Origin of the sequence: Microbacterium sp. BWT-B31 (genome assembly GCF_041379855.1) — a bacterium.
Classification (GTDB): Bacteria; Actinomycetota; Actinomycetes; order Actinomycetales; family Microbacteriaceae; genus Microbacterium.
In genome coordinates this window covers 150,485-172,304 of the sequence record NZ_JBFECU010000003.1, presented here as the reverse complement: position 1 = coordinate 172,304, position 21,820 = coordinate 150,485, and the positions used below count along the sequence as shown (strand labels likewise).

The 21,820-nt window shown below is 69.8% G+C and carries 19 protein-coding genes and 1 pseudogene; 19 read left to right on the top strand and 1 reads right to left on the bottom strand.

Features of this window, described 5'->3' with window-relative positions; translation table 11 throughout:
- The first annotated feature begins 84 nt into the window (after nt 1-84).
- The 13 genes from prmC (at nt 85) to AB1K54_RS05060 (ending at nt 11,287) form a co-directional block, all read left to right on the top strand.
- Nucleotides 85-981: a peptide chain release factor N(5)-glutamine methyltransferase gene (gene prmC / locus AB1K54_RS05120; RefSeq protein WP_371201643.1), complete on the top strand. Its 897-nt coding sequence runs from the start codon at nt 85-87 to the stop codon at nt 979-981.
- Between the two features lie 56 nt (nt 982-1,037).
- A complete protein-coding gene (locus tag AB1K54_RS05115; protein WP_371201642.1) occupies nt 1,038-1,745 on the top strand; it encodes an L-threonylcarbamoyladenylate synthase in 708 nt (235 codons plus the stop codon).
- Entirely contained in the window at nt 1,742-2,902 is a 1,161-nt protein-coding gene (locus AB1K54_RS05110; RefSeq protein WP_371201641.1) for an MraY family glycosyltransferase, read from the top strand. The genes AB1K54_RS05115 and AB1K54_RS05110 overlap by 4 nt, the downstream gene beginning before the upstream one ends.
- On the top strand, nt 2,899-3,414 hold the full coding sequence (locus tag AB1K54_RS05105; protein ID WP_371201639.1) for a hypothetical protein: 516 nt from the start codon (nt 2,899-2,901) through the stop codon (nt 3,412-3,414). Before AB1K54_RS05110 ends, AB1K54_RS05105 begins: the two co-directional genes overlap by 4 nt.
- A 143-nt stretch (nt 3,415-3,557) precedes the next feature.
- Nucleotides 3,558-4,340, top strand: coding sequence for a F0F1 ATP synthase subunit A (gene atpB, locus AB1K54_RS05100; RefSeq protein ID WP_371201638.1), 783 nt, complete (start codon nt 3,558-3,560; stop codon nt 4,338-4,340).
- A 46-nt stretch (nt 4,341-4,386) separates the two neighbouring features.
- Entirely contained in the window at nt 4,387-4,623 is a 237-nt protein-coding gene (gene atpE, locus AB1K54_RS05095) for an ATP synthase F0 subunit C (protein ID WP_332837199.1), read from the top strand.
- A gap of 27 nt (nt 4,624-4,650) precedes the next feature.
- A complete protein-coding gene (locus AB1K54_RS05090; RefSeq protein ID WP_371201637.1) occupies nt 4,651-5,211 on the top strand; it encodes a F0F1 ATP synthase subunit B in 561 nt (186 codons plus the stop codon).
- On the top strand, nt 5,211-6,002 hold the full coding sequence (locus AB1K54_RS05085; RefSeq protein ID WP_371201635.1) for a F0F1 ATP synthase subunit delta: 792 nt from the start codon (nt 5,211-5,213) through the stop codon (nt 6,000-6,002). Before AB1K54_RS05090 ends, AB1K54_RS05085 begins: the two co-directional genes overlap by 1 nt.
- 66 nt (nt 6,003-6,068) lie before the next feature.
- Nucleotides 6,069-7,706: a F0F1 ATP synthase subunit alpha gene (gene atpA / locus AB1K54_RS05080; RefSeq protein WP_371201634.1), complete on the top strand. Its 1,638-nt coding sequence runs from the start codon at nt 6,069-6,071 to the stop codon at nt 7,704-7,706.
- A gap of 20 nt (nt 7,707-7,726) precedes the next feature.
- Nucleotides 7,727-8,623 carry a F0F1 ATP synthase subunit gamma gene (locus tag AB1K54_RS05075; RefSeq protein WP_371201632.1) on the top strand — a complete coding sequence of 299 codons (897 nt, stop codon included), beginning with the start codon at nt 7,727-7,729 and terminating at the stop codon, nt 8,621-8,623.
- 19 nt (nt 8,624-8,642) lie between these two features.
- Entirely contained in the window at nt 8,643-10,109 is a 1,467-nt protein-coding gene (gene atpD / locus AB1K54_RS05070; RefSeq protein WP_371201631.1) for a F0F1 ATP synthase subunit beta, read from the top strand.
- A 1-nt stretch (nt 10,110) separates the two neighbouring features.
- Nucleotides 10,111-10,371: a F0F1 ATP synthase subunit epsilon gene (locus tag AB1K54_RS05065; RefSeq protein ID WP_371201630.1), complete on the top strand. Its 261-nt coding sequence runs from the start codon at nt 10,111-10,113 to the stop codon at nt 10,369-10,371.
- 166 nt (nt 10,372-10,537) lie between these two features.
- Nucleotides 10,538-11,287, top strand: coding sequence for a YaaA family protein (locus AB1K54_RS05060; protein ID WP_371201629.1), 750 nt, complete (start codon nt 10,538-10,540; stop codon nt 11,285-11,287).
- Nucleotides 11,288-11,314: 27 nt separating this feature from the next.
- Here the strand turns inward: AB1K54_RS05060 and AB1K54_RS05055 are convergent, their stop codons facing one another.
- On the bottom strand, nt 11,315-11,785 hold the full coding sequence (locus AB1K54_RS05055; RefSeq protein WP_371201628.1) for a DUF4282 domain-containing protein: 471 nt from the start codon (nt 11,783-11,785) through the stop codon (nt 11,315-11,317).
- Nucleotides 11,786-12,016: 231 nt separating this feature from the next.
- Between AB1K54_RS05055 and AB1K54_RS05050 the strand changes: the two genes are divergently transcribed.
- From AB1K54_RS05050 to AB1K54_RS05025, 6 genes and pseudogenes are all read left to right on the top strand, one after another.
- Nucleotides 12,017-12,769 (top strand): large exoprotein, encoded by a 753-nt coding sequence (locus AB1K54_RS05050; protein WP_371201627.1) that lies wholly within the window; start codon nt 12,017-12,019, stop codon nt 12,767-12,769.
- 65 nt (nt 12,770-12,834) lie between these two features.
- Nucleotides 12,835-13,815, top strand: a complete 981-nt coding sequence (locus AB1K54_RS05045) for an aldo/keto reductase (RefSeq protein WP_371201626.1) — start codon at nt 12,835-12,837, stop codon at nt 13,813-13,815.
- A 136-nt stretch (nt 13,816-13,951) separates the two neighbouring features.
- Nucleotides 13,952-15,685 carry an ABC transporter ATP-binding protein gene (locus AB1K54_RS05040; protein WP_371201625.1) on the top strand — a complete coding sequence of 578 codons (1,734 nt, stop codon included), beginning with the start codon at nt 13,952-13,954 and terminating at the stop codon, nt 15,683-15,685.
- A complete protein-coding gene (locus AB1K54_RS05035) occupies nt 15,682-17,778 on the top strand; it encodes an ABC transporter ATP-binding protein (protein ID WP_371201624.1) in 2,097 nt (698 codons plus the stop codon). The genes AB1K54_RS05040 and AB1K54_RS05035 overlap by 4 nt, the downstream gene beginning before the upstream one ends.
- A 52-nt stretch (nt 17,779-17,830) precedes the next feature.
- Nucleotides 17,831-18,592 (top strand): annotated as a pseudogene (locus AB1K54_RS05030) (PP2C family serine/threonine-protein phosphatase); the annotation flags it as partial.
- Between the two features lie 336 nt (nt 18,593-18,928).
- Nucleotides 18,929-21,808, top strand: a complete 2,880-nt coding sequence (locus AB1K54_RS05025; protein WP_371201623.1) for an FtsK/SpoIIIE domain-containing protein — start codon at nt 18,929-18,931, stop codon at nt 21,806-21,808.
- Nucleotides 21,809-21,820: the final 12 nt, after the last annotated feature.

Below are 21,820 nucleotides of genomic sequence, written 5' to 3'. Positions count from 1 at the left end.
CGAGCAGACGTCCGATCAAGCCTAGGCGAGCGCGCCGGCTCTCGGTGATTTGTGACGTGTCGCGTGGGTAGGCTTATCGCTCGTATGCGTCCCGAAGATCTTCCTGCTGAGCCCGCGCCGAACGTGGCTCTCGCGCGCGCCCTCTCCGACGCCGTGGCGGTGCTGACCCGCGCCGGCGTCACCGACCCGGGGGTCGACGCGGTGCTCCTCGCGGCGCACGTGATGGGCATCGGCCGCGGCGAGGTCGAGGCGGCCCGGCTGCGCGGCGATGCTCTCGACACGGCGACGGCGGCGGCGCTGGCGGGCCTGGTCGCCCGCCGCGCCACGCGCGAGCCGCTGCAGCACCTCACCGGCATCGCGCCCTTCCGCCACCTCGAACTGCGCGTCGGGCCGGGCGTGTTCGTGCCCCGGCCCGAGACCGAGACGGTCGCGCAGCTCGCGATCGACGCGCTCATGGCCGCGGCATCCCCCGCCCCCGTCGCGGTCGACCTCGGGACCGGCAGCGGCGCGATCGCCCTGGCGCTGGCGACCGAGGTGCCGCACGCGCGCGTGCACGCTGCCGAGAACTCCGTCGACGCGTTCGTCTGGACGAAGGAGAACTTCGCCCTCATCGGCGCCGCCAACGCCCGGCTGGCGTTCGTCGACCTCGAGCACGCGTTCCCCGAGCTCGACGGCACCGTGTCGGTTCTGGTGTCGAATCCCCCGTATGTGCCGGATGCCGCGATCCCGCGCGACCCCGAGGTGCGGTTCTTCGACCCGCCCGCGGCCCTGTACGGGGGAGAGGACGGACTCGACGTCGTGCGGGACCTGAGCCGCGTGGGGCTGCGGCTGCTTCATCCGGGCGGCACCCTCGTGCTCGAGCACGGGGAATGGCAGGGCGAGCCGGTCCGGCGGCTGCTCGCCGCGGACGGCTGGCGCGCCGCCGCGACCCACCAGGACCTCACGCTCCGCGACCGGGCGACCACCGCGATCCGCCCCTGACGGCACCCGCCGTATGACGGCGGCCGCGCAGGCTCCCGAACTAGACTGGACCGGACATGTCCCCCCTCTACGACTGCCGTGACGAAGCGCAGCTGCTCGCCGGAATGCGTCACGCGCGTCAGGCGATCGGCCGCGGTGAACTCATCGTGATGCCCACCGACACCGTGTACGGCGTCGCCGCCGACGCGTTCAGCGCTTCGGCGGTGCAGCGGCTCCTTGACGCGAAGGGCCGCGGCCGGCAGTCCCCGCCGCCCGTGCTGGTGCCGGGCGTGCGCACGCTCCGCGCGCTGGCGGCCGAGGTGCCCGAGCCCGTCGAGCGGCTCGTCGAGGCGTTCTGGCCCGGGGGTCTCACGATCGTGCTGCCGGCGCAGCCGTCGCTGTCGTGGGATCTCGGCGAGACGCGCGGAACGGTCGCGGTGCGCATGCCCGCTCACCGCATCGCGCTCGAGCTGCTGGAGGAGACCGGTCCGCTCGCGGTCTCCAGCGCCAACCGCACCGGCGTCCCGGCGGCGATCGTCGCCAAAGAGGCCCAGCGCATGCTCGGCGACAGCGTCGAGGCGTACCTCGACGACGGCCCGTCTCAGAAGGGCATCTCGTCGACGATCGTCGACGCGACGCGACTGGTCGGGTCTGACGATCCGGTCATCCGGGTGCTTCGCGAGGGCACCGTCTCTCGGGATTCGCTGCGCGACGTGCTCGGCGACCTGCTCGAGGCAGACCGCACGGATGCCGCATCCAGCCCTTTCCCGGGCGGCATCGAGTGAAGCAGTACGTCTTCATCGTCATCCTCACCGCTGCCGTCACGCTCGTGCTGGCGTGGACGGTGTGGCGCCTGAGCCTCAGGTACAAGATCTACCCCGGCATCCGCGAGCGCGACGTCCACAAGACCCCGACTCCGCGCCTGGGCGGGGTGGCGATGTTCCTCGGCGTCATGGCGGCCTTCGCGGTGTCGTCACGGCATCCGTACTTCGCGATCTTCTGGGATCGGCCCGAGCGCATCTACGCGATCCTCGCGGCCACTCTGCTGATCGTCGTCGTCGGAGTCGCCGACGACCTGTGGGACCTCGACTGGATGATCAAGCTGGGGGCGCAGTTCCTGGCGGCGGGGATCATCGCGTGGTTCGGCAAGCTCCAGATCCTGTCGCTGCCCATCGGCGGGCTCGTCGTGGTCTCGCCGTGGGTGAGCTTCATCCTGACGGTGATGTCGATCGTGATCGTGATGAACGCCGTCAACTTCATCGACGGGCTCGACGGGCTCGTCGCGGGCGTCTGCCTCATCGCGAACGCGATCTTCTTCGCGTACTCCTACATGCTCGTGCGCGACTTCGGATCGACGACCTACTTCAACCTCGCGTCCTTCATCGCGGCGGTGCTGATCGGGGCGTGCGCGGGCTTCCTGCCGCTGAACTGGAGCCCCGCGAAGCTCTTCATGGGCGACTCCGGCGCGCTCATGCTGGGCCTGCTCATGGCGTGCTCCGCGATCGCGATCACAGGCCAGTTCGAGCCGTCGATGCTCGACCCCGATGAGTTCGGGCGCTCGCAGCTGCTCGGTGCGTTCATCCCGATCCTGCTGCCGGTGGTCGTGGTGCTCCTGCCGCTGCTGGACTTCGGGCTGGCGGTCGTGCGGCGCATGAGCAAAGGCAAGTCGCCGTTCTCGCCCGACCGCAAGCACCTGCACCACCGCATGCTCGACATGGGTCACACCGACCGCGACGCGACGCTCATCTTCTACGCGTGGACCTCGATCGTGGGTCTGGCGGTGCTGCTGATGTACATCGGCACGCAGGAGGACTGGCCGGGCGGCTACCTCTTCGGCGTGCTGTTCGGACTGGTGGGCGTCGCGGCCTGCCTGGTCGTCACGCTCATTCCCACGCGCCGGCCGACGCCGGCGCCCCTTCCCGTCCTGGAGGACGCCCGATGACCCCCAGCCCTGTCAGCAGCACGCCCATTCTGCGCACGACCCTCGTGTGGTCGGGGATCGTCACCGGCATCCTCCTCGTGCTCGCGGCGGTGATCGGATTCCTCGTCGCCGGCACGACCGGCCTGTGGAGCGCGCTCGCCGGAGTGCTGGTGGCCGCGGTCTTCCTCGGCATCACGGCGGCCAGCATCCTGATCGCCAACCGCTGGTTCGGCGACGAACTGTACGTGCCGGTGTTCTTCGGCATCGTGCTCGGCGGCTGGATCCTCAAGTTGGTCGTCTTCATCGTTCTGCTGCTCGTGCTGCGCGGCCAGCCGTGGATCGAGCCCGTGGTGTTCTTCGTGGCGCTCGTGGCGAGCGTGCTGGCCTCTCTCGCGATCGATGTGGTCGTGCTTCTGCGCATGCGCATCCCGCACGTGAGCGACATCTCGTTGCCCGAGACTGTCGACGAGACCGATGCCGCACCCGGCGATTCCGACGGCCCTTCGGCGTCGTCGGGCAGCACGGGAGTTTGATAGGCTGATCTGGCGCCCGCGCACTCGCTTCTGCGAGCTCTTGCGGAATGCCGCTCACCAACCCAATCGTCGTACCGACTCCGTTCGGTGCCCCGAAGCTGGAGCCAGCGCTGTCTACTTACATTGCGACCCTGATCGCCCCCATGTCCGCTGAGGACGGGGGTGGATTCCACGGCCCTTCGATCGACGAGTTCTTCCCCGACACGCTGTTCGACCTCTTCGGCGTGATCCCGGTGAACCGCATCCACCTCATCCAGATCCTGGCGACGATCGCAGTGATCGTGGTCTTCTGGCTGGGCACGCGTCGCATGCGCGTCGTGCCCGGTCGTTTCCAGAGCCTGGTTGAGATGGGACTCGACTTCGTGCGCGTCAATATCGCGCACGATCTGCTCGGCCGTAAGGACGGCGATCGGTTCCTGCCGATCCTCACCACGATGTTCTTCATGATCCTGTTCATGAACATCACGGGCATCATCCCGTTCCTGAACATCGCGGGCACCAGCATCATCGCGGTGCCGCTGACCCTCGCGATCGTGAGCTACGTCACGTTCATCTACGCGGGCATCAAGAAGAGCCCGACGAATTTCTTCAAGAACGCGCTCTTCCCGGCCGGCGTGCCGTGGCCGGTCTACATCATCGTCACGCCCATCGAACTCATCTCGACGTTCATCATCCGTCCGGTGACGCTCACGCTGCGACTCCTCATGAACATGGTGGTCGGCCACCTGCTGTTGGTCCTGTGCTTCTCGGCCACGCAGTTCTTCCTGTTCACTGCGGGCAGCTGGTGGGCGACCCTCGGCGCAGGCACCCTTGCCTTCGGCTTCGCCTTCACAGTGTTCGAGATCCTCGTCGCCGTTCTGCAGGCCTACGTCTTCGCGATCCTCACCGCGGTCTACATCCAGCTCGCGGTCGCCGAAGAGCACTGAAACGGGACGGCCCGAAAGCCGCCCACAACCGAAAGGAAACACCCCCGTGGACGCAACTACGGTTCTCGCCGAGGTCAACGGTCACCTCGCCGCCGTCGGCTACGGCCTCGCTGCCATCGGTCCCGCCATCGGCGTGGGCATCGTCGTCGGCAAGACGATCGAGGGCGTGGCGCGCCAGCCCGAGCTCGCCGGCCGCCTGCAGGTGCTCATGTGGATCGGTATCGCCTTCACCGAGGCGCTCGCCTTCGTCGGCATCGCCGTGGGCTTCATCCCCTTCCCGTAGCCGCATCTTCATCGAGAAGGAGGCAGGATGCTGAACGCTCTTGTCGCGTACGCCGCGGAGGAGGGGGCGGAGGTCAACAACCCGCTTATCCCCGCGTGGTACGACATCATCTGGTCGTCGGTCTGCTTCATCGTCATCCTCATCGTCTTCTGGAAGGTCGCCCTTCCCAAGATGAAGAAGCTGCTCGATGAGCGCAGCGCCGCGATCGAAGGCAACATCGCCAAGGCCGACGAGGCCCAGCGCAAGGCCGAGGCCGCGCTCGAGGAGTACACCGCCCAGCTCGCCGACGCGCGCAAAGAGGCCGGTGAGATCCGCGATGCGGCTCGCGAGGACGGCAAGAAGATCGTCGCCGAGGCGCGGGATGCCGCGACCAGCGAGGCAGCGCGCCTGACTTCGTCCGCGCACGCGCAGATCGAGGCCGAGCGCCAGGCGGCGTTCGTGTCGCTGCGCAGCGAGGTGGGCGGCATCGCCCTCGACCTCGCCGGCGGCGTGATCGGCGAGACGCTGTCCGACGACGCGAAGGCGCAGGCGGTCGTGGACCGCTTCCTCGCCGAGCTCGAGGCGTCCGAGACGGCAGGGAAGGCGTAATGGGGAGCGCGACCACTCAGGCCCTCGCGGCCACGACGGCGGCGCTCGACGCCGCGTCGGGTGTCGACCTCGACGTGGCCGGCGAGCTGTTCGCCGCTGCGCGCGCCGTGGGCGACTCGCCGCAGCTGAGCGGCGCGCTCGCCGACTCCGCGGCATCCGCCGAAGCCCGGCTCAAGGTCATCGCCGACGTCTTCGGCGCCGTCCTCGGACCGGTCGCCCTGCGGCTGCTGACCACCGCGGCCGAGCAGCGCTGGTCGAAGCCGGCCGACCTGGTCGACGGCATCGAAGAGGTCGCGATCCGCGCAGCGGTGCGGGCGCAGCCCGACGCCGACATCGAGGGCGAGCTGTTCCAGTTCTCCCGCACGGTCGCGGGCAGTCCCGACCTCGAGCTCGCACTCGGCTCACGCCTGGGCGACGACTCCGGCAAGGCCGCGCTCGTCCAGCGCCTGCTCGGCGGGCGCGCGAGCGCCGCGGCGACGCTGGTGGCGGCGTCTGTCATCCAGCGCCCGGGCGAGCGGCGCGTGCGCCAGGTGCTCTCCCGCGCGATCGGCCTCGCCGCCGATCAGCGGGGAACGGCCGTGGCGACGGTGTACGCCGCCGCACCTCTGGGCACCGCGCAGCTCGACCGCCTCGCGGCGGTGCTCACCCAGCGCTACGGCACCAAGGTCGTGCTGAACTTCGTCCTCGACCCCTCGGTCGTCGGCGGACTGCGCGTAGCGATCGCGGACGACGTGATCGACGCGAGCGTGTCGTCGCGACTGGCCGACCTTCGTCACCGGCTCGCCGGCTAGCACAGACTTCCCGCCTCTCCCGGGCGGAGGCTTCGGGGCCGCGGCCCCTCAACACTAAGGATCACAATGGCAGACATCTCCATCAGCCCCGACGTCATTCGTGACGCGCTGAAGGACTTCGCAGCCGCCTACGAGCCCAGCGGCGCCGCGGCTACCGAGGTCGGCACGGTCATCGACACCGCTGACGGCATCGCGCACGTCGAGGGTCTCCCCGGCGTCATGGCGAACGAGCTCGTTCGCTTCGCCGACGGCACCGAGGGCCTGGCCCTCAACCTCGACGAGCACGAGATCGGTGTCGTCGTGCTGGGCGACTTCTCCGGCGTCGAGGCCGGCCAGCAGGTCACGCGCACCGGCGAGGTCCTCTCCGTCGCGGTCGGCGACGGCTACCTCGGCCGCGTGGTCGACCCGCTCGGCAACCCGATCGACGGACTCGGCGACATCGCGACCACCGGCCGTCGCGCCCTCGAGCTGCAGGCGCCGGGCGTCATGCAGCGCAAGAGCGTGCACGAGCCGATGCAGACCGGCATCAAGGCGATCGACGCCATGATCCCCGTCGGCAGGGGTCAGCGTCAGCTCATCATCGGCGACCGCCAGACCGGCAAGACGGCCATCGCGATCGACACGATCATCAACCAGAAGGCCAACTGGGACTCGGGCGACACGAACAAGCAGGTGCGCTGCATCTATGTCGCCATCGGCCAGAAGGGCTCGACCATCGCCTCGGTGAAGGGCGCGCTCGAAGACGCCGGCGCCATGGAGTACACCACGATCGTCGCCGCTCCGGCCTCCGACCCCGCGGGCTTCAAGTACCTCGCCCCCTACACCGGCTCGGCCATCGGCCAGCACTGGATGTACGAGGGCAAGCACGTCCTGATCATCTTCGACGACCTGTCGAAGCAGGCCGAGGCCTACCGCGCTGTGTCGCTGCTGCTGCGCCGCCCGCCGGGGCGCGAGGCCTACCCCGGTGACGTCTTCTACCTGCACTCGCGTCTGCTCGAGCGCTGCGCGAAGCTGTCCGACGAACTGGGTGCAGGCTCGATGACGGGTCTGCCGATCATCGAGACGAAGGCCAACGACGTGTCGGCCTACATCCCGACCAACGTGATCTCGATCACCGATGGCCAGATCTTCCTTCAGTCCGACCTGTTCAACGCGAACCAGCGCCCGGCGGTCGACGTCGGCATCTCGGTGTCCCGCGTCGGCGGCGACGCCCAGGTCAAGTCGATCAAGAAGGTCTCCGGCACGCTCAAGCTCGAGCTCGCCCAGTACCGCTCGCTCGAGGCGTTCGCGATGTTCGCGAGCGACCTGGATGCGGCATCGCGTCGTCAGCTCGCCCGCGGCGCGCGCCTGACCGAGCTGCTCAAGCAGCCGCAGTACTCGCCGTACCCGGTCGAAGAGCAGGTCGTCTCGATCTGGGCCGGCACCAACGGCAAGCTCGACTCGATCGAGGTCGAGGACGTGCTGGCGTTCGAGCGCGAGCTTCTGGACTACCTGCGCCGCAACACGTCGATCCTCGACACGCTGCGTGAGACGAACGTGCTCGACGACGACACCGCCGCTGAGCTCGCGAAGAAGACGGATGAGTTCATCCTCGAGTTCCAGTCGGGCAAGGGCCAGGCGATCGCGAAGCCCGGTCATGAAGAGGTCGCCGCTGCGGCGCTCGAGGATGTGAACCAGGAGCAGATCGTCAAGGGGCGCCACTGAGGCGGCACCGGTAGAGGATCATGGGCGCACAACTGCGGGTCTACAAGCAGAAGATCAACTCTGCTCAGACGACCAAGAAGATCACGAAGGCGATGGAGCTCATCGCGGCTTCGCGCATTCAGAAGGCGATGGCGCGCGTTCGCTCGTCGTCTCCGTTCGCGCGAGCCGTGACGCGAGCGGTGTCGGCCGTCGCGACCCACTCGAACGTCGACCACCCGCTGACGAACGAACGCGAGACCATCCGGCGCTCCGCCGTGGTGATCTTCGCCTCGGACCGCGGGCTCGCCGGCGCATTCAACTCCCAGATCCTCCGCGAGGGACTGGAGTTGGGTGAGCTGCTGCGTCAGCAGGGCAAGGAGCCGGTGTACTTCCTCGTCGGTCGCAAGGCCGTCGGCTACTTCCAGTTCCGCCGCATGCCGAGCGCTGCGGAGTGGGTGGGCGACACCGACACGCCGCACTTCCACACGGCCGAAGAGATCGCGGCGACGCTTCTGGACTGGTACGACCGCGGCGGCGACGAGGGCGGCGTCGATGAGATCCACCTCGTCTACAACCGCTTCGTCAGCATGATGACGCAGACTCCCGAGCGCGTGCGCCTGCTGCCGCTCGAGGTCGTCGAGGCCGAGGAGTCCGCTTCCGCTCCGGTGTACCCGCTGTACGAGTTCGAGCCGGATGCCGGCGTCGTGCTCGACGCGCTCCTGCCGGTGTACATCCAGAGCCGCGTCTTCAACGCGCTCCTGCAGTCGTCGGCCGCGAAGCATGCCGCGACGCAGAAGGCGATGAAGTCGGCCAGCGACAACGCCGACAAGCTCATCACCGACTACACCCGCCTGCGCAACAACGCGCGCCAGGCCGAGATCACGCAGCAGATCGCCGAGATCGTCGGCGGCGCCGACGCTCTGGCGTCGGGCAGCTAGACCTACGAAAGAGAAGACAATGACTACCACCGCCAGCACCGTGGAGAACACGGAGAAGACGGACACCGTGGTCGTCGGTCGCGTCGCTCGCGTCACCGGCCCGGTCGTCGACATCGAGTTCCCGCACGACTCGATCCCCGACATCTACAACGCGCTGAAGACCGACGTCACCGTCGAGGGCGTGACCACCGAGATCACCCTCGAGGTCGCCCAGCACCTCGGTGACGACCTCGTCCGCGCGATCTCGCTCAAGCCCACCGACGGCATGGTCCGCGGCCAGGCGGTGCGAGACACCGGAGGCCCGATCTCGGTCCCCGTCGGCGATGTCACCAAGGGCAAGGTCTTCAACGTCATCGGCGAGGTGCTCAACGCCGAGCCGGGCGAGAAGATCGAGATCACCGAGCGCTGGGGCATCCACCGCAAGGCTCCGAACTTCGACCAGCTCGAGTCGAAGACCCAGATGTTCGAGACGGGCATCAAGGTCATCGACCTGCTCACCCCGTACGTGCTCGGCGGCAAGATCGGCCTCTTCGGCGGTGCGGGCGTCGGCAAGACGGTCCTCATCCAGGAGATGATCCAGCGCGTCGCGCAGGACCACGGCGGTGTGTCGGTGTTCGCCGGTGTCGGCGAGCGCACGCGTGAGGGCAACGACCTCATCCACGAGATGGAAGAGGCGGGCGTCTTCGACAAGACCGCGCTCGTCTTCGGCCAGATGGACGAGCCGCCGGGGACGCGTCTGCGCGTGGCCCTGTCGGCCCTGACGATGGCGGAGTACTTCCGCGACGTGCAGAAGCAGGACGTGCTCCTGTTCATCGACAACATCTTCCGCTTCACGCAGGCCGGCTCCGAGGTGTCGACGCTTCTGGGCCGCATGCCCTCGGCGGTGGGCTACCAGCCCAACCTCGCCGACGAGATGGGCGTGCTTCAGGAGCGCATCACCTCGACGCGCGGCCACTCGATCACCTCGCTGCAGGCGATCTACGTGCCCGCCGACGACTACACCGACCCGGCTCCGGCGACGACGTTCGCGCACCTCGACGCCACGACCGAGCTCTCGCGCGAGATCGCGTCGAAGGGTCTGTACCCGGCCGTCGACCCGCTGACCTCGACGAGCCGCATCCTGGACCCGCGCTACATCGGCGCCGACCACTACCGCGTGGCCACCGCCGTGAAGCAGATCCTTCAGAAGAACAAGGAGCTCCAGGAGATCATCGCGATCCTCGGTGTCGACGAGCTCTCCGAAGAGGACAAGGTCGTCGTGTCGCGTGCGCGCCGCATCCAGCAGTTCCTCTCGCAGAACACCTACATGGCGAAGAAGTTCACCGGTGTCGAGGGCTCCACAGTCCCGATCAAGGAGACCATCGAGTCGTTCGACGCGATCGTCCGCGGCGACTTCGACCACGTCGCCGAGCAGGCGTTCTTCAACGTCGGCGGCATCTCCGACGTCGAGGCGCGCTGGGCGCAGATCCAGAAGGAGAACGGCTGACATGCCGCTCAACGTGAGCCTGGTGTCCGCGGACGCCGAGATCTGGTCGGGTGAGGCGTCGCTCGTCGTCGCCAAGACCGTGCTCGGCGAGATCGGCTTCATGACCGGTCACGAGCCGGTGCTCGCGATCCTGGCCGAGGGCCAGGTGCGCATCACCCAGACCGACGGCACCAAGGTCATCGCGAACGCTCAGGACGGCTTCGTCTCGATCGAGAGCGACGACCTGACGATCGTCGCAGGGCACGCCGCGCTCGTCGCCTGACCTGGCTTCGGGGGCAGAGACTCCGGCTTTTACGCCGTGGGTCTCTGCCCTTTCCCGTTCCACCCGAGCAGATGAGGGGATGACCTGTGCTGGTGCTGCATGCGCCGTCTGAGACCTGTCTCGATACGGGCACAGACCGCCCTGCTCAGACAGCCGCGTCGAAAAGATGCTGATCCTTCTCCCACCCTCTGAGACCAAGCGCTCCGGTGGCTCGCGAGCGCCGCTCGATCTGGAGGGGCTCGCGTTGCCGGCGCTGGCCGCGCAGCGCACGGCTGTCGTCGACGCCCTCGTGGCGCTCTCGGGCGATGAAGAGGCGGCGGCGCGCGTCCTGAAGCTCGGACCGACGCAGCACGGCGAGATCGGCGTGAACGCTGCGCTGCGCACCGCGCCGACGATGGCCGCGATCGATCGCTACACCGGAGTGCTGTTCGACGCGCTGGACGCGGCATCCCTCGATGCAGCCGCCAGGCGATGGCTCGGCGCGCATGTCATGATCCACTCGGCGCCGTTCGGGCCGGTCGGCGCACTGGATCGGATCCCGGCCTACCGGCTCGCCGCCGCCGCGTCGCTGCCCGGCGTGGCCTCGCTCAAGCGGGTGTGGGCGGATGCGGTGGCCGACGCGTTCGCGCAGGCCGCGCCGCCCTTCGTGCTCGATCTGCGCTCTGAGGCGTACGCGGCCCTCGGGCCGGTGCCCGCAGGCGTGCCGTCGGCCTACGTGCGGGTCGTGACCGAGGGTTCAGATGGCGCCGTGCGCGCCCTCAACCACTTCAACAAGCACGCGAAAGGCGCGCTGGTGCGCCGACTCGCCGACGAGCGGCCCCGCATCGCGTCGCGCGCGGCACTTCTGCGATGGGCGGAAGCCTCGGGCGTGCGCCTGCGCGACGGCGCGCCGGGTGAGATCGAACTGTACGCCTGACGCGCGGGTCGCGGCATCCGCTCGCCGTCAGCGCTCGGTGTGCGCCGCGGTGCGCTCGGTGTTCTCGGCGATCGCGATGAGGGCGACCACCGCCTCGATCACCAAGCGCAGCGCGATCACGGCGAGGAACGTGATGAGCGGGACGAGCACGACGGTCGCGACGATGAGGCTGATCGCCGCGCCCGGGTTGAACCAGACCGCTCCGATGCCGCTCAAGATTCCGCTCACGAGGTACAGCACCGCGCCGACGCCGATGACGATGAGACCCGCGATGTAGAACACGCTCGCGAGGCGTCGCGTGATGAACGTGCGAAACGACAGGTCGAACAGCGCCCGGAAGAAGCCCTTGCCGACGTCGGCGACATCGCCGTCGACGGCGGGCACTCCCGTGTCGTCGACGTCATCGGCGGCAACGCGACGTCTCGGCGCAGATGCTGCGGCCTCGTCGGCGGGCAGGTCCGGCAGCGGGGGAGGGGGAGGGGGAGTCGCGTCGGTCATCGGCGGTCCCTTCGTCGGGGTGGCAGCGCGATGCGGATGCTCGCGCGCTCACAGTATCGATGTGGGACGCCGTCGTGCGGAGCCCACGCGGGCAAGCGGGGCGCGGCGCTGCCTGCGCGAGTCCGCGTGTCGCCCATGGCAGTGGGTGGGGGTGCGCCACTAGCATGAGCAACGCGGTGCTCTGTGCGACCGCTTTGCAGTTCCTGATACCCGCATCGGAAGGAACCCACAATGGACACTTATCCATACGATGGCGCAGTCTGGGCCGCGTACGCCGCGGTATTCGTCGTCGGTCTGCTCTTCGCCGTCGTCGGCTACGTCGTCTGGGCGTGGTTCTTGATGAAGATCTTCGAGAAGGCGGGTGTCGAGGGCAAGTGGCGTGCGTGGGTGCCCGTGTACAACACGCTGATCTTCGTCAAGCTCGGCGATCTGAACCCGTGGTGGCTGCTGGTGCTGTGGGGCGGCGGGATCGTGCTGGGGTGGGTCCCGTTCCTCAACGCGCTGATCTACATCGCCATCTTCCTGTACACGCTCCTGGCAGCGTGGCGCGTGGGTCTGAAACTCCAGAAGGAAGCCGTCTGGCTGATCCTCTACTTCTTCCTGAGCATCGTCTGGTACGGCATCAACGCCTTCGACAAGTCGCGCTGGAACACCACCGTGCCGGCATCGCCGTGGGCGGGCAACTTCCTGGCCGACAGCACGGTGTGGAAGGGCATCCCCAGCCAGGCGCCCGCAGGCGGCTACCCGCCGAACCCGGTGTCGACGCCGGGCGCGTACCCGCCGCCCGCCGGCTATCAGCCTCCGGCGCCCGCCGGTTACCAGCCTCCGCCGCCCGCCGGCTATCAGCCTCCGGCCGCAGCGCCCGTGCCGCCGGTCGCTCCGCAGCCCCCGGCCGCGCCGCCCGCTGCGCCGCCTGCGCCGCCGGCCGCTCCCGAGCCGCCTGCGGCCGAGCCGCCGGCCGCACCCGACGAGCCCAAACCCTGATCTCGCACGAGGGGCCCCGCTTCGGCGGGGCCCCTCGTCGTTCCGGGGCGAAGTAGCGTGGGGGGATGACTCTTCATGTTCCGCTTCGCCGGGTCGGGGCATCCGGCCTTCTCGTCTCCGTCGTGGGAATCGGCTGCAACAACTTCGGCCGTCCCGGCACGCGCACCGAGACGCTCGAGGGAACCCGCGACGTGCTCGATGCGGCGATCGACTCGGGGGTGACGTTCCTCGACACCGCCGACATGTACGGCGGATACCCCGGCATGAGCGAAGAGCTCATGGGCGAGGCTCTCCGGGGGCGTCGCGATCGGGTTGTGCTGGCCACCAAGTTCGGGCACAGCGGGATGCCCAACCCCGAGGGCTTCCAGGGGTCCAAGGCGTCCCGCAGCTACGTGCGGCGGTCGGTCGAGGCATCCCTCTCGCGTCTGCAGACCGACTGGATCGACCTGTACCAGCTGCACACGCCCGACGACGCCACGCCCATCGAAGAGACGCTCGACGCGCTCGGCGACCTCGTGCGCGAGGGCAAGGTGCGCTACATCGGGCACTCGAACCTCTCGGGCTGGCAGATCGCCGAGGCGCACTTCACCGCGCTGATGCGCCACGGCGTGCCGTTCGTGTCGGCGCAGAACCAGTACAGCCTGCTGGCGCGCGGAGCGCAGCGCAACGTGCTGCGGGCGGTGGAGCGCTACGGACTCGGGTTCTTCCCGTACTTTCCGCTGCACAACGGCCTGCTGACAGGCAAGTTCACGCGGGAGGCCGCGCCCGCCGACACCCGCATCATGCGGCAGCGCCCGCACATCTACGAGAACGCCCCGTGGGACCAGCTCGAGGCGTTCCAGGCGTTCTGCGACCAGCGCGGCATCACGATGCTGGAGGCCACGTTCGGGTGGCTCCTGTCGAGGCCCTCGCTGTCGAGCGTGATCGCCGGGGCGACGACCCCCGAGCAGGTGCGGGCGAACGCGGCCGCGGCGACCGCGTGGACGCCGACGGCGGCCGAGCTCGACGAGATCGACGCGATCTTCCCGCCGCCCGAGCCGGCCTGATCCCGAAGGCGCTTGGGCCTGCGCCGGGCGGTTCGCCCACGGCGTACGGCGTCGGTTGGACTCGTGTCGGCGGCAAGGCGTAGCGTCGGATCTCGTGCGCGGCCCGCAACGCGGCGCCGCGCGGGAAAGGACGCACGTGCTCTGGAGCCTCCTCGTACGGTACCTGCGGCCGGCCTGGCCCCTGATCGCGGCCGTCGTCGTCTTCCAGCTCGCCCAGGCCGTCGCTTCGCTCATGCTGCCGACGCTCAACGCCGACATCATCGACAACGGCGTCGTGCAGGGCGACATCCCGTACATCTGGCAGACCGGCGGCGTGATGCTGCTGGTATCGCTCGGTCAGGTGGTCTGCTCGATCATCGCCGTGTACTTCGGCTCGCGCCTGGCGATGGGAATGGGGCGCGACCTGCGCGGCGACCTCTTCCAGCGGGTCGTCGCGTTCTCGCAGCGCGAAGTCGGGCAGTTCGGCGCCCCCTCGCTGATCACGCGCAACACGAACGATGTGCAGCAGGTGCAGATGCTGGTGCAGGTGTCGGCGACCCTGATGGTCTCGGCGCCGATCCTCGCGATCGGCGGGGTCGTGATGGCGATCAGGCAGGATGCCGGGCTGTCGTGGCTCATGGCGGTGTCGGTGCCCGTGCTGCTGGTGATCGTCGCGCTCATCGTGGTGCGCATGGTGCCGGCCTTCACCCAGATGCAGGCGAAGATCGACCGCATCAACCAGATCATGCGGGAGCAGCTGACGGGCATCCGCGTGGTGCGGGCGTTCGTGCGCGAGAACGAGGAGCGCGCGCGGTTCACCAAGGGCAGCGCCGACGTCATGGCCACGGCGCTGCGCGCCGGAAACCTGATGGCGATGATGTTCCCGGCGGTCATGCTGGTGATGAACCTCTCCAGCGCCGCGGTGATCTGGTTCGGCGCGTTCCAGGTGCAGGACAACGGCGTCGAGATCGGCACGCTCTTCGCGTTCCTGAACTACATGATGCAGATCCTCATGGGCGTCATGATGGCGACGTTCATGTTCGTGATGATCCCTCGTGCCGCCGTCTGCGCGAACCGCATCGGCGAGGTGCTCGACGCCGACCCTTCGGTGAAGGCGCCCGCCCTTGCCGCGTCCGCGCCCGAGGGGGTCGGCCGCGTCGAGTTCGACGCGGTGGGCTTCGCGTACCCCGGTGCGGCCGACGACGTGCTGCGCGAGATCACCTTCACGCTCGAACCGGGCACGACCACCGCCGTCATCGGCTCCACCGGCTCGGGCAAGACGACCCTGGTGAGTCTCGTGCCGCGGCTGTTCGACGTCACTGCGGGTGCGGTGCGGGTCGACGGCGTCGACGTGCGCGAGTACGACCCCGACGACCTGTGGCGCCGGATCGGTCTCGTGCAGCAGAAGGCGTTCCTGTTCTCGGGCACGGTCGCCTCGAACCTGCGGTACGGCGATGAGGAGGCATCCGACGACGACCTCTGGCGCGCGCTGGATCTGGCCCAGGCGAAGAGCTTCGTCGAGGCGATGCCGGGCGGGCTCGACGCGCCGATCGCCCAGGGCGGCACGAACGTGTCCGGCGGTCAGCGCCAGCGGCTCGCGATCGCGCGGGCACTGGTCAAACAGCCGGATGTCTTCATCTTCGACGACTCGTTCTCGGCTCTCGACCTGCACACCGACGCGCTGCTGCGGCACGCGCTGGACACACACCTGCCGCGTGCCGCGAAGCTCGTGGTCGCGCAGCGGGTCTCGACCATCCGCGGCGCGCACCAGATCGTGGTGCTCGACCACGGGCGGATGGTCGGCCTCGGCACGCACGACGAGCTGGTCGAGACGTGCGAGACCTATCGCGAGATCGTCGAGTCCCAGCTCGCCGTGGAGGAGGCGGCATGAGCACCGCGCAGCAGTCGCGACAGCAGCCCGTGGCCCGCGGGCCGATGGGTGGTCCGGGCCGGCCCGGCATGGGCGCACCCGCGCAGAAAGCGCAGAACTTCGGGCCGAGCGCCAAGCGCCTGCTCGGAACGCTCCGTGCCGACATGGGTGCCCTGGTGCTGGTGCTGGTGCTCGGCGTGCTGAGCGTCGCTCTGTCGGTGACCGGCCCCAAGGTGCTCGGCGAGGGCACCAACATCATCTTCGCGGGCTTCATCTCGCTCCAGGTGCCCGCGGGCGCCACGAAGCAGCAGGTCATCGACGGGCTCATCGCCAACGGCCAGCAGCAGCAGGCCGACATGCTCTCGGCGATGGACTTCGTCCCCGGCGCGGGCATCGACTTCGAGCGGCTCGGCTGGATCGTCGCCGTCGTGCTCGCGATCTACATCGGCGCAGCCCTGTTCGGATGGCTGCAGGCGCGCATCCTAAACGGGGTGGTCCAGCGTGCGATGCACGGGCTGCGCGTGCAGGTGGAGGAGAAGATCCACCGGCTGCCGCTGTCGTACTTCGACCGCGTGCAGCGCGGCGAGCTGCTGAGCCGTGTCACCAACGACGTCGACAACATCGGCCAGACGATGCAGCAGACGCTGTCGCAGGTGGTCGTGTCGCTGCTGACGGTCATCGGCGTGCTGGTGATGATGTTCCTCATCTCGCCCCTGCTCGCCGTCATCGCGCTGGTCACCATTCCGCTCACGATCGTGATCACGGTGGTGATCGCACGGCGCTCGCAGAAGCTGTTCGTCGCGCAGTGGAAGGCGACGGGCGTGCTGAACGCGAGGGTCGAAGAGACCTTCTCGGGTCACGCGATCGTGAAGGTGTTCGGGCGCCAGCGAGAGGTCGAGTCCGACTTCGACACCGAGAACGCCGAGGTGTATCGCGCGAGCTTCGGCGCGCAGTTCCTCTCGGGCGTGATCATGCCGGCGATGATGTTCATCGGCAACCTCGTCTACGTCGCGATCGCCGTCGTCGGCGGCCTGCAGGTCGCCGCCGGGCTGATGTCGATCGGCGATGTGCAGGCGTTCATCCAGTATTCGCGCCAGTTCACGCAGCCGCTGAGCCAGCTCGGGTCCATGGCCAACCTCCTGCAGTCCGGTGTCGCCAGCGCCGAGCGGGTCTTCGAGCTCCTCGACGAGCCCGAGCAGTCCGCCGATGCCGACCCGGCTGAGACGGTGCCGGCAGACGCGGGCGATCTGGCGTTCGACGACGTGTCGTTCCGCTACGTCGCCGACAAGCCGCTCATCGAGGGGCTGTCGCTCGAGGCCCACCCCGGCAGCACCGTGGCGATCGTGGGCCCGACCGGGGCGGGCAAGACCACGCTCGTGAACCTCATCATGCGCTTCTACGACGTCGACTCCGGCCGGGTCGCTCTGAACGGACTCGACACGCAGCGCATGACACGCGACGATCTGCGCTCGCGCACCGGCATGGTGCTGCAGGACACGTGGCTGTTCGCGGGCACGATCCGCGAGAACATCGCCTACGGCAGGCCGGATGCCTCAGAGGAGGAGATCGTCGAAGCTGCGACGGCCGCCTACGTCGACCGGTTCGTGCACGCCCTGCCGGACGGCTACGACACGATGCTCGACGACGAGGCGACGAACCTGAGCGTCGGCGAGCGCCAGCTCGTCACCATCGCGCGCGCGTTCCTCGCCGACCCCCGCATCCTGATCCTGGACGAGGCCACCAGCTCGGTCGACACCCGCACCGAGCTGCTGATCCAGCGCGCGATGTCGCGACTGCGCGAGGACCGCACCGCCTTCGTCATCGCCCACCGGCTCTCGACCATCCGAGACGCCGACCTCATCCTCGTGATGGAGAGCGGGGCGATCGTCGAGCAGGGCTCGCATGACGAGCTGCTGGCGCGGCGGGGCGCGTACTGGCGCCTCTACAACGCCCAGTTCGAGGGCGCGATCGACGATGACGGCCAGGCCGGGCCATCGCTCTCCAACCCCGCTGCGGCCGCGCGCCCGGTCATTCAGAACGTGCCCGCTCACACGGATCCCGCCGTGTCGATCCCCATCGAGGGGGCGGGAAAGGGCGATTCCACTAGGATGTGACCACGCCGCGCCCTCGCGCGGTGACGGATTCCCCGCGAGGGAGGGCGAGTCAGTGCCCGAAGTCATCACCCGCTCCACCACGATCGAGGTGGCAGGCCGCGAGCTGGAGCTCTCGTGGGCCGCGGTCACGCACAAGGGCCGTCGACGCGACAGCAATCAGGATGCCGTGCTCGCGCAGTTCCCGCTGTTCGTCGTCGCAGACGGCATGGGGGGGCACGTCGGCGGCGAGATCGCGAGCACGACCACGATCGAGCGCCTCGCCGAACTCGCAGAGTCGGGCGCGGTGACGTCGACCCGTATCGAGAAGTCGCTCTCGCGCGCGGTGAAGGACATCGCCTCGCATCCCGGCGCGACGGATGAGGCGACGGGAACGACCGTCACGGGCGTGTTCCTCGACGTGAGTGGGGCCTCGCCGCACTGGGTGACGCTCAACATCGGCGACTCGCGCGTGTACCTCGTGCGAGACGGGATGATCGCCCAGCTCACGACGGACCACTCGGTGGTGCAGGAGCTCGTCGCGGCCGGCCGGCTGAGCCCCGAAGAGGCCGAGAACCACCCCTACGGCAACGTCATCACCCGCGCGGTGGGGCCCAGCGAGAGCGTGACGCCCGACTACGTGCGCGTCGAAATCGTGCGCGGCGACCGGTTCGTCGTCTGCTCGGACGGACTCACCAAGGAGCTCACGGACTACGGCATCCGGCACTTCCTCGATGAGAACTCCGACCCGGCCGATGCGGTGCTGTCGATGCTCGACGCAGCCCTGGAGAACGGCGGTCGCGACAACATCACGATCATCGTGCTGGACGTCGGGCGGCCCGCCGTTCCCGAGGTCGCGGGTGGGGAGCCGGTCGACACCGCCGAGTGGGCGACGGTGGGCGACGACGATCTCGACGACGACGACGATCTCGACGACGACGACGACGACGAAGACGCTGACGACGATGATGACGACGATGACGACGATGACGATGACGGCGACGATGATGACGACGACGGCGACGATGACGCTGATGACGATGACGACGCTCGTCGCGGCGTGACCGACGACGAGCCGCGCGACTCCTCCTCCCCACCCTCGCGGTAGCGGGAGTTCTCCGCAGATCCGGCCGCGCGCGCGGTCGGCTCCCGGCCCGCCCGATTGACTGTCGGCATGCCTGCGTCCCGACTCTTCCTTCCTCGACTCATTCCGCAGTCTGCGCCAGGTCCGCGCGAGGCGCTGTCGACGGATGCCCCGACGGGCGATTCGGCCCTCGTCCTCCCGGCGGCATGGACCGCTCCTGCCCGATCCGGCATCCCGCTGCTCGCCTCGGTCGTGCCGATGGTCGGGGCGGTGGGCATCTGGGCGGTGACGGGGTCGATGCTGTCGCTGTGGCTGGCGGCCCTCGTGCCGGTGGTCGCCGTCGCCACGATGCTCGACCAGCGCCGCGCAGCGCGGCGCGATCGCCGAAGGGCCGAAACCGACGCCGCTGCTGCCCGCGCCCGGGTCGGGCGGGCTGTCGAAGCCCGACATGCGGCCGAACGGGCACGGCGCTGGAGCGCGCAGCCCGACGTCGCGGTGTTTCTGCGGCAGGATGCCGGCATCTGGCGGGCGGTGCCCGAGCGCGCCGCCACGCTCACCGTGGGCACGGGCGCAGGGGAGTCCGCCGTGCGAGTGACCGGCGGCGAGGGGGACTCCGCCGCCGACCGGCTGCGCGCGCGTGCGGCGGTGCTCGAAGCGGCTCCCGTCGCAGTGCCGATGGGTTCGGGGATCGCCGTCTCGGGGCCGCCGGTGCTCGCCGCCGCGGTGGTGCGCGCCCTCGCGGTGCAGCTGTGCCTGGCTCATCCTCCCGGCGAGCTACGGCTGATCTCTGCTCCGGAGTGGGCGGATGCCATGCCCCATCGCGGGGCCCGGGCAGGTTTCACGCTCGCGGTGCTCGAGCCGGGTGACCCCGTCCCGGCGTCGGTCGACGTCGTGATCGCGCGCGTGGAGCCGGGGCATCCGTCTCCGCCGAGGTGCGCCGCCGCCCTCACCGTCGACGCCCTCGATCGGGCGCGGCTCGACGATGCCGGCACGGTGAGCGAGGTGGCCGTCGAGGGGATCAGCGACGCGCAGGCCCGCGCGATCGCCCACTCGCTCGCAGACCGCGCCGAGCGCACGCTCGGCGCGTCCGCACGCCACGCGGGCGCGCAGGTGGTGGCGCTGTCCGACGTGCTGTCGCAGGCCCCGCCCGCCCGCCGCGGCGCCCTTCCGGCCGTGATCGGCACCGACGGACGCTCGCCGGTCGTCGTGGACCTCGTCTCCGACGGCCCGCACGCGATCGTCGCCGGTATGACGGGTGCGGGAAAGAGCGAGCTGCTCGTCACCTGGATCCTGGCGCTGTGCGCGATCCACGCGACCGACGAGGTGAGCTTCCTGCTCGCGGACTTCAAGGGCGGTACCGCCTTCGACGCGCTCGCCGACGTGCCGCACGTGACGGGGGTGATCACCGATCTCGACGGCGCCGGAGCGCGCCGCGCGATCGAGAGCCTCCGCGCCGAGATCCGCTGGCGAGAGGGTGAGCTCGCTCGCGCCGGCGCGCGGGACGTCGCAGACCCCCGCGTGCGGCTGCCGCGGCTGGTGGTCGTCGTCGACGAGTTCGCCGCCCTCCTGGGCGATCACCCCGAACTGCGCAGCGTCTTCACCGACGTCGCCGCGCGCGGCCGCGCCCTCGGGCTGCACCTGATCCTCGGCACGCAGCGGGTGGCGGGCGTGGTGCGCGACGGGCTGCTGGCGAACTGCCCGCTGCGGGTGAGCCTGAGGGTGGCGGATGCGGCGGACAGTCGCGCGGTCGTGGGCACCGATGACGCCGCGCTGCTTCCCGGCGGGGTCGACGGCCGCGGTGTCGCCGTGGTCCGGCGCGCGGGCGATGCCGCGCCGGGCCCGGCACGCATCGCGCTGTCGACGGCCGCCGACGCGAACGAGATCGCCGCGTGCGCGCGCGGACCCCGCCCCCGCCGTCCGTGGCTTCCCGACCTGCCCGGCCGCGTTGAGCTCGCGGACCTGCGCCGCCACGTCGATGCTCCACTCACGGGCGAGGTGCTTGTCCTCGGCCTCGCCGACGAGCCCGAGCGCCAGCGTCAGCGGCCGGTCGGCATTCGCGTCGGCGACCGCGGCCTGCTGGTGGTCGGCGGGCCGGGGTCGGGAAGGACGACTGCGCTGCGCACCATCGCGGCGCAGGCGGCGGGGGAGGTGCTGCACGTCCCGTCCGATCCGGAGCGGGCGTGGGATGCCGTCACCGGCCTCTCTGAGGCGCCGCCCCCACCCGGCAGCGTGGTCGTCATCGACGATGTCGACCTCGTCGCCGCCGCAGTCCCGCACGACTACGGCAGGGAGCTCGTCGAGCGTCTCGACCTCGCAATGCGACGGGCGGGGGACGACGGCATCCTGTTCGCGGTCTCCGCGCAGCGGCTCACCGGCGCCGCCGCGCGCCTGTGCGACATGCTGCCGAGGCGTCTGATCCTCGCGATGCCGACGCGCCAGGACCACGTCGCGGCGGGCGGCGATGCTGCTCACCATGCGCCGGGCGCCGCGCCCGGGCGCGGCCGGCTCGACGGTCGGGCGGTGCAGGTCGCGCTGGCCGACGCGGCACCGGCGGCTCGCGGGGAGGAGGCATCCGTCGCGCCGGTCTTCCTGCCGACGGCCGCGCTCACGGGGTTCGTCGCGCGGGCGTCGGCGGCTTCGCGTGCGGTGCTCGAGGCATGGGCGGGCACTGGTGCGGCGGTCGCCGGGATCGACGACTACGTCGCCGATCCCGGCGCCTCGGCGGGCGCGCGGGTCATCGTCGGCGACCCCGAGCAGTGGCAGCGGCACTGGCGTGTGCTGTCCGAGGTGAGGGCCGACCACGATCTGGTCGTGGACGCCGGATGCGCCGTCGAGTTCCGTGCTGTGACCGGCGACCGGCGCTTGCCGCCGTACTGCGCGCCCGGCCGGGCCAGAGCGTGGGTGTGCCGCGCGGGCGACGCCGCGGTCCGCGTGGCGCTGCCTGCCCCCGGCGCGCGTGTCGCGACTTGACCGGCGCCACCC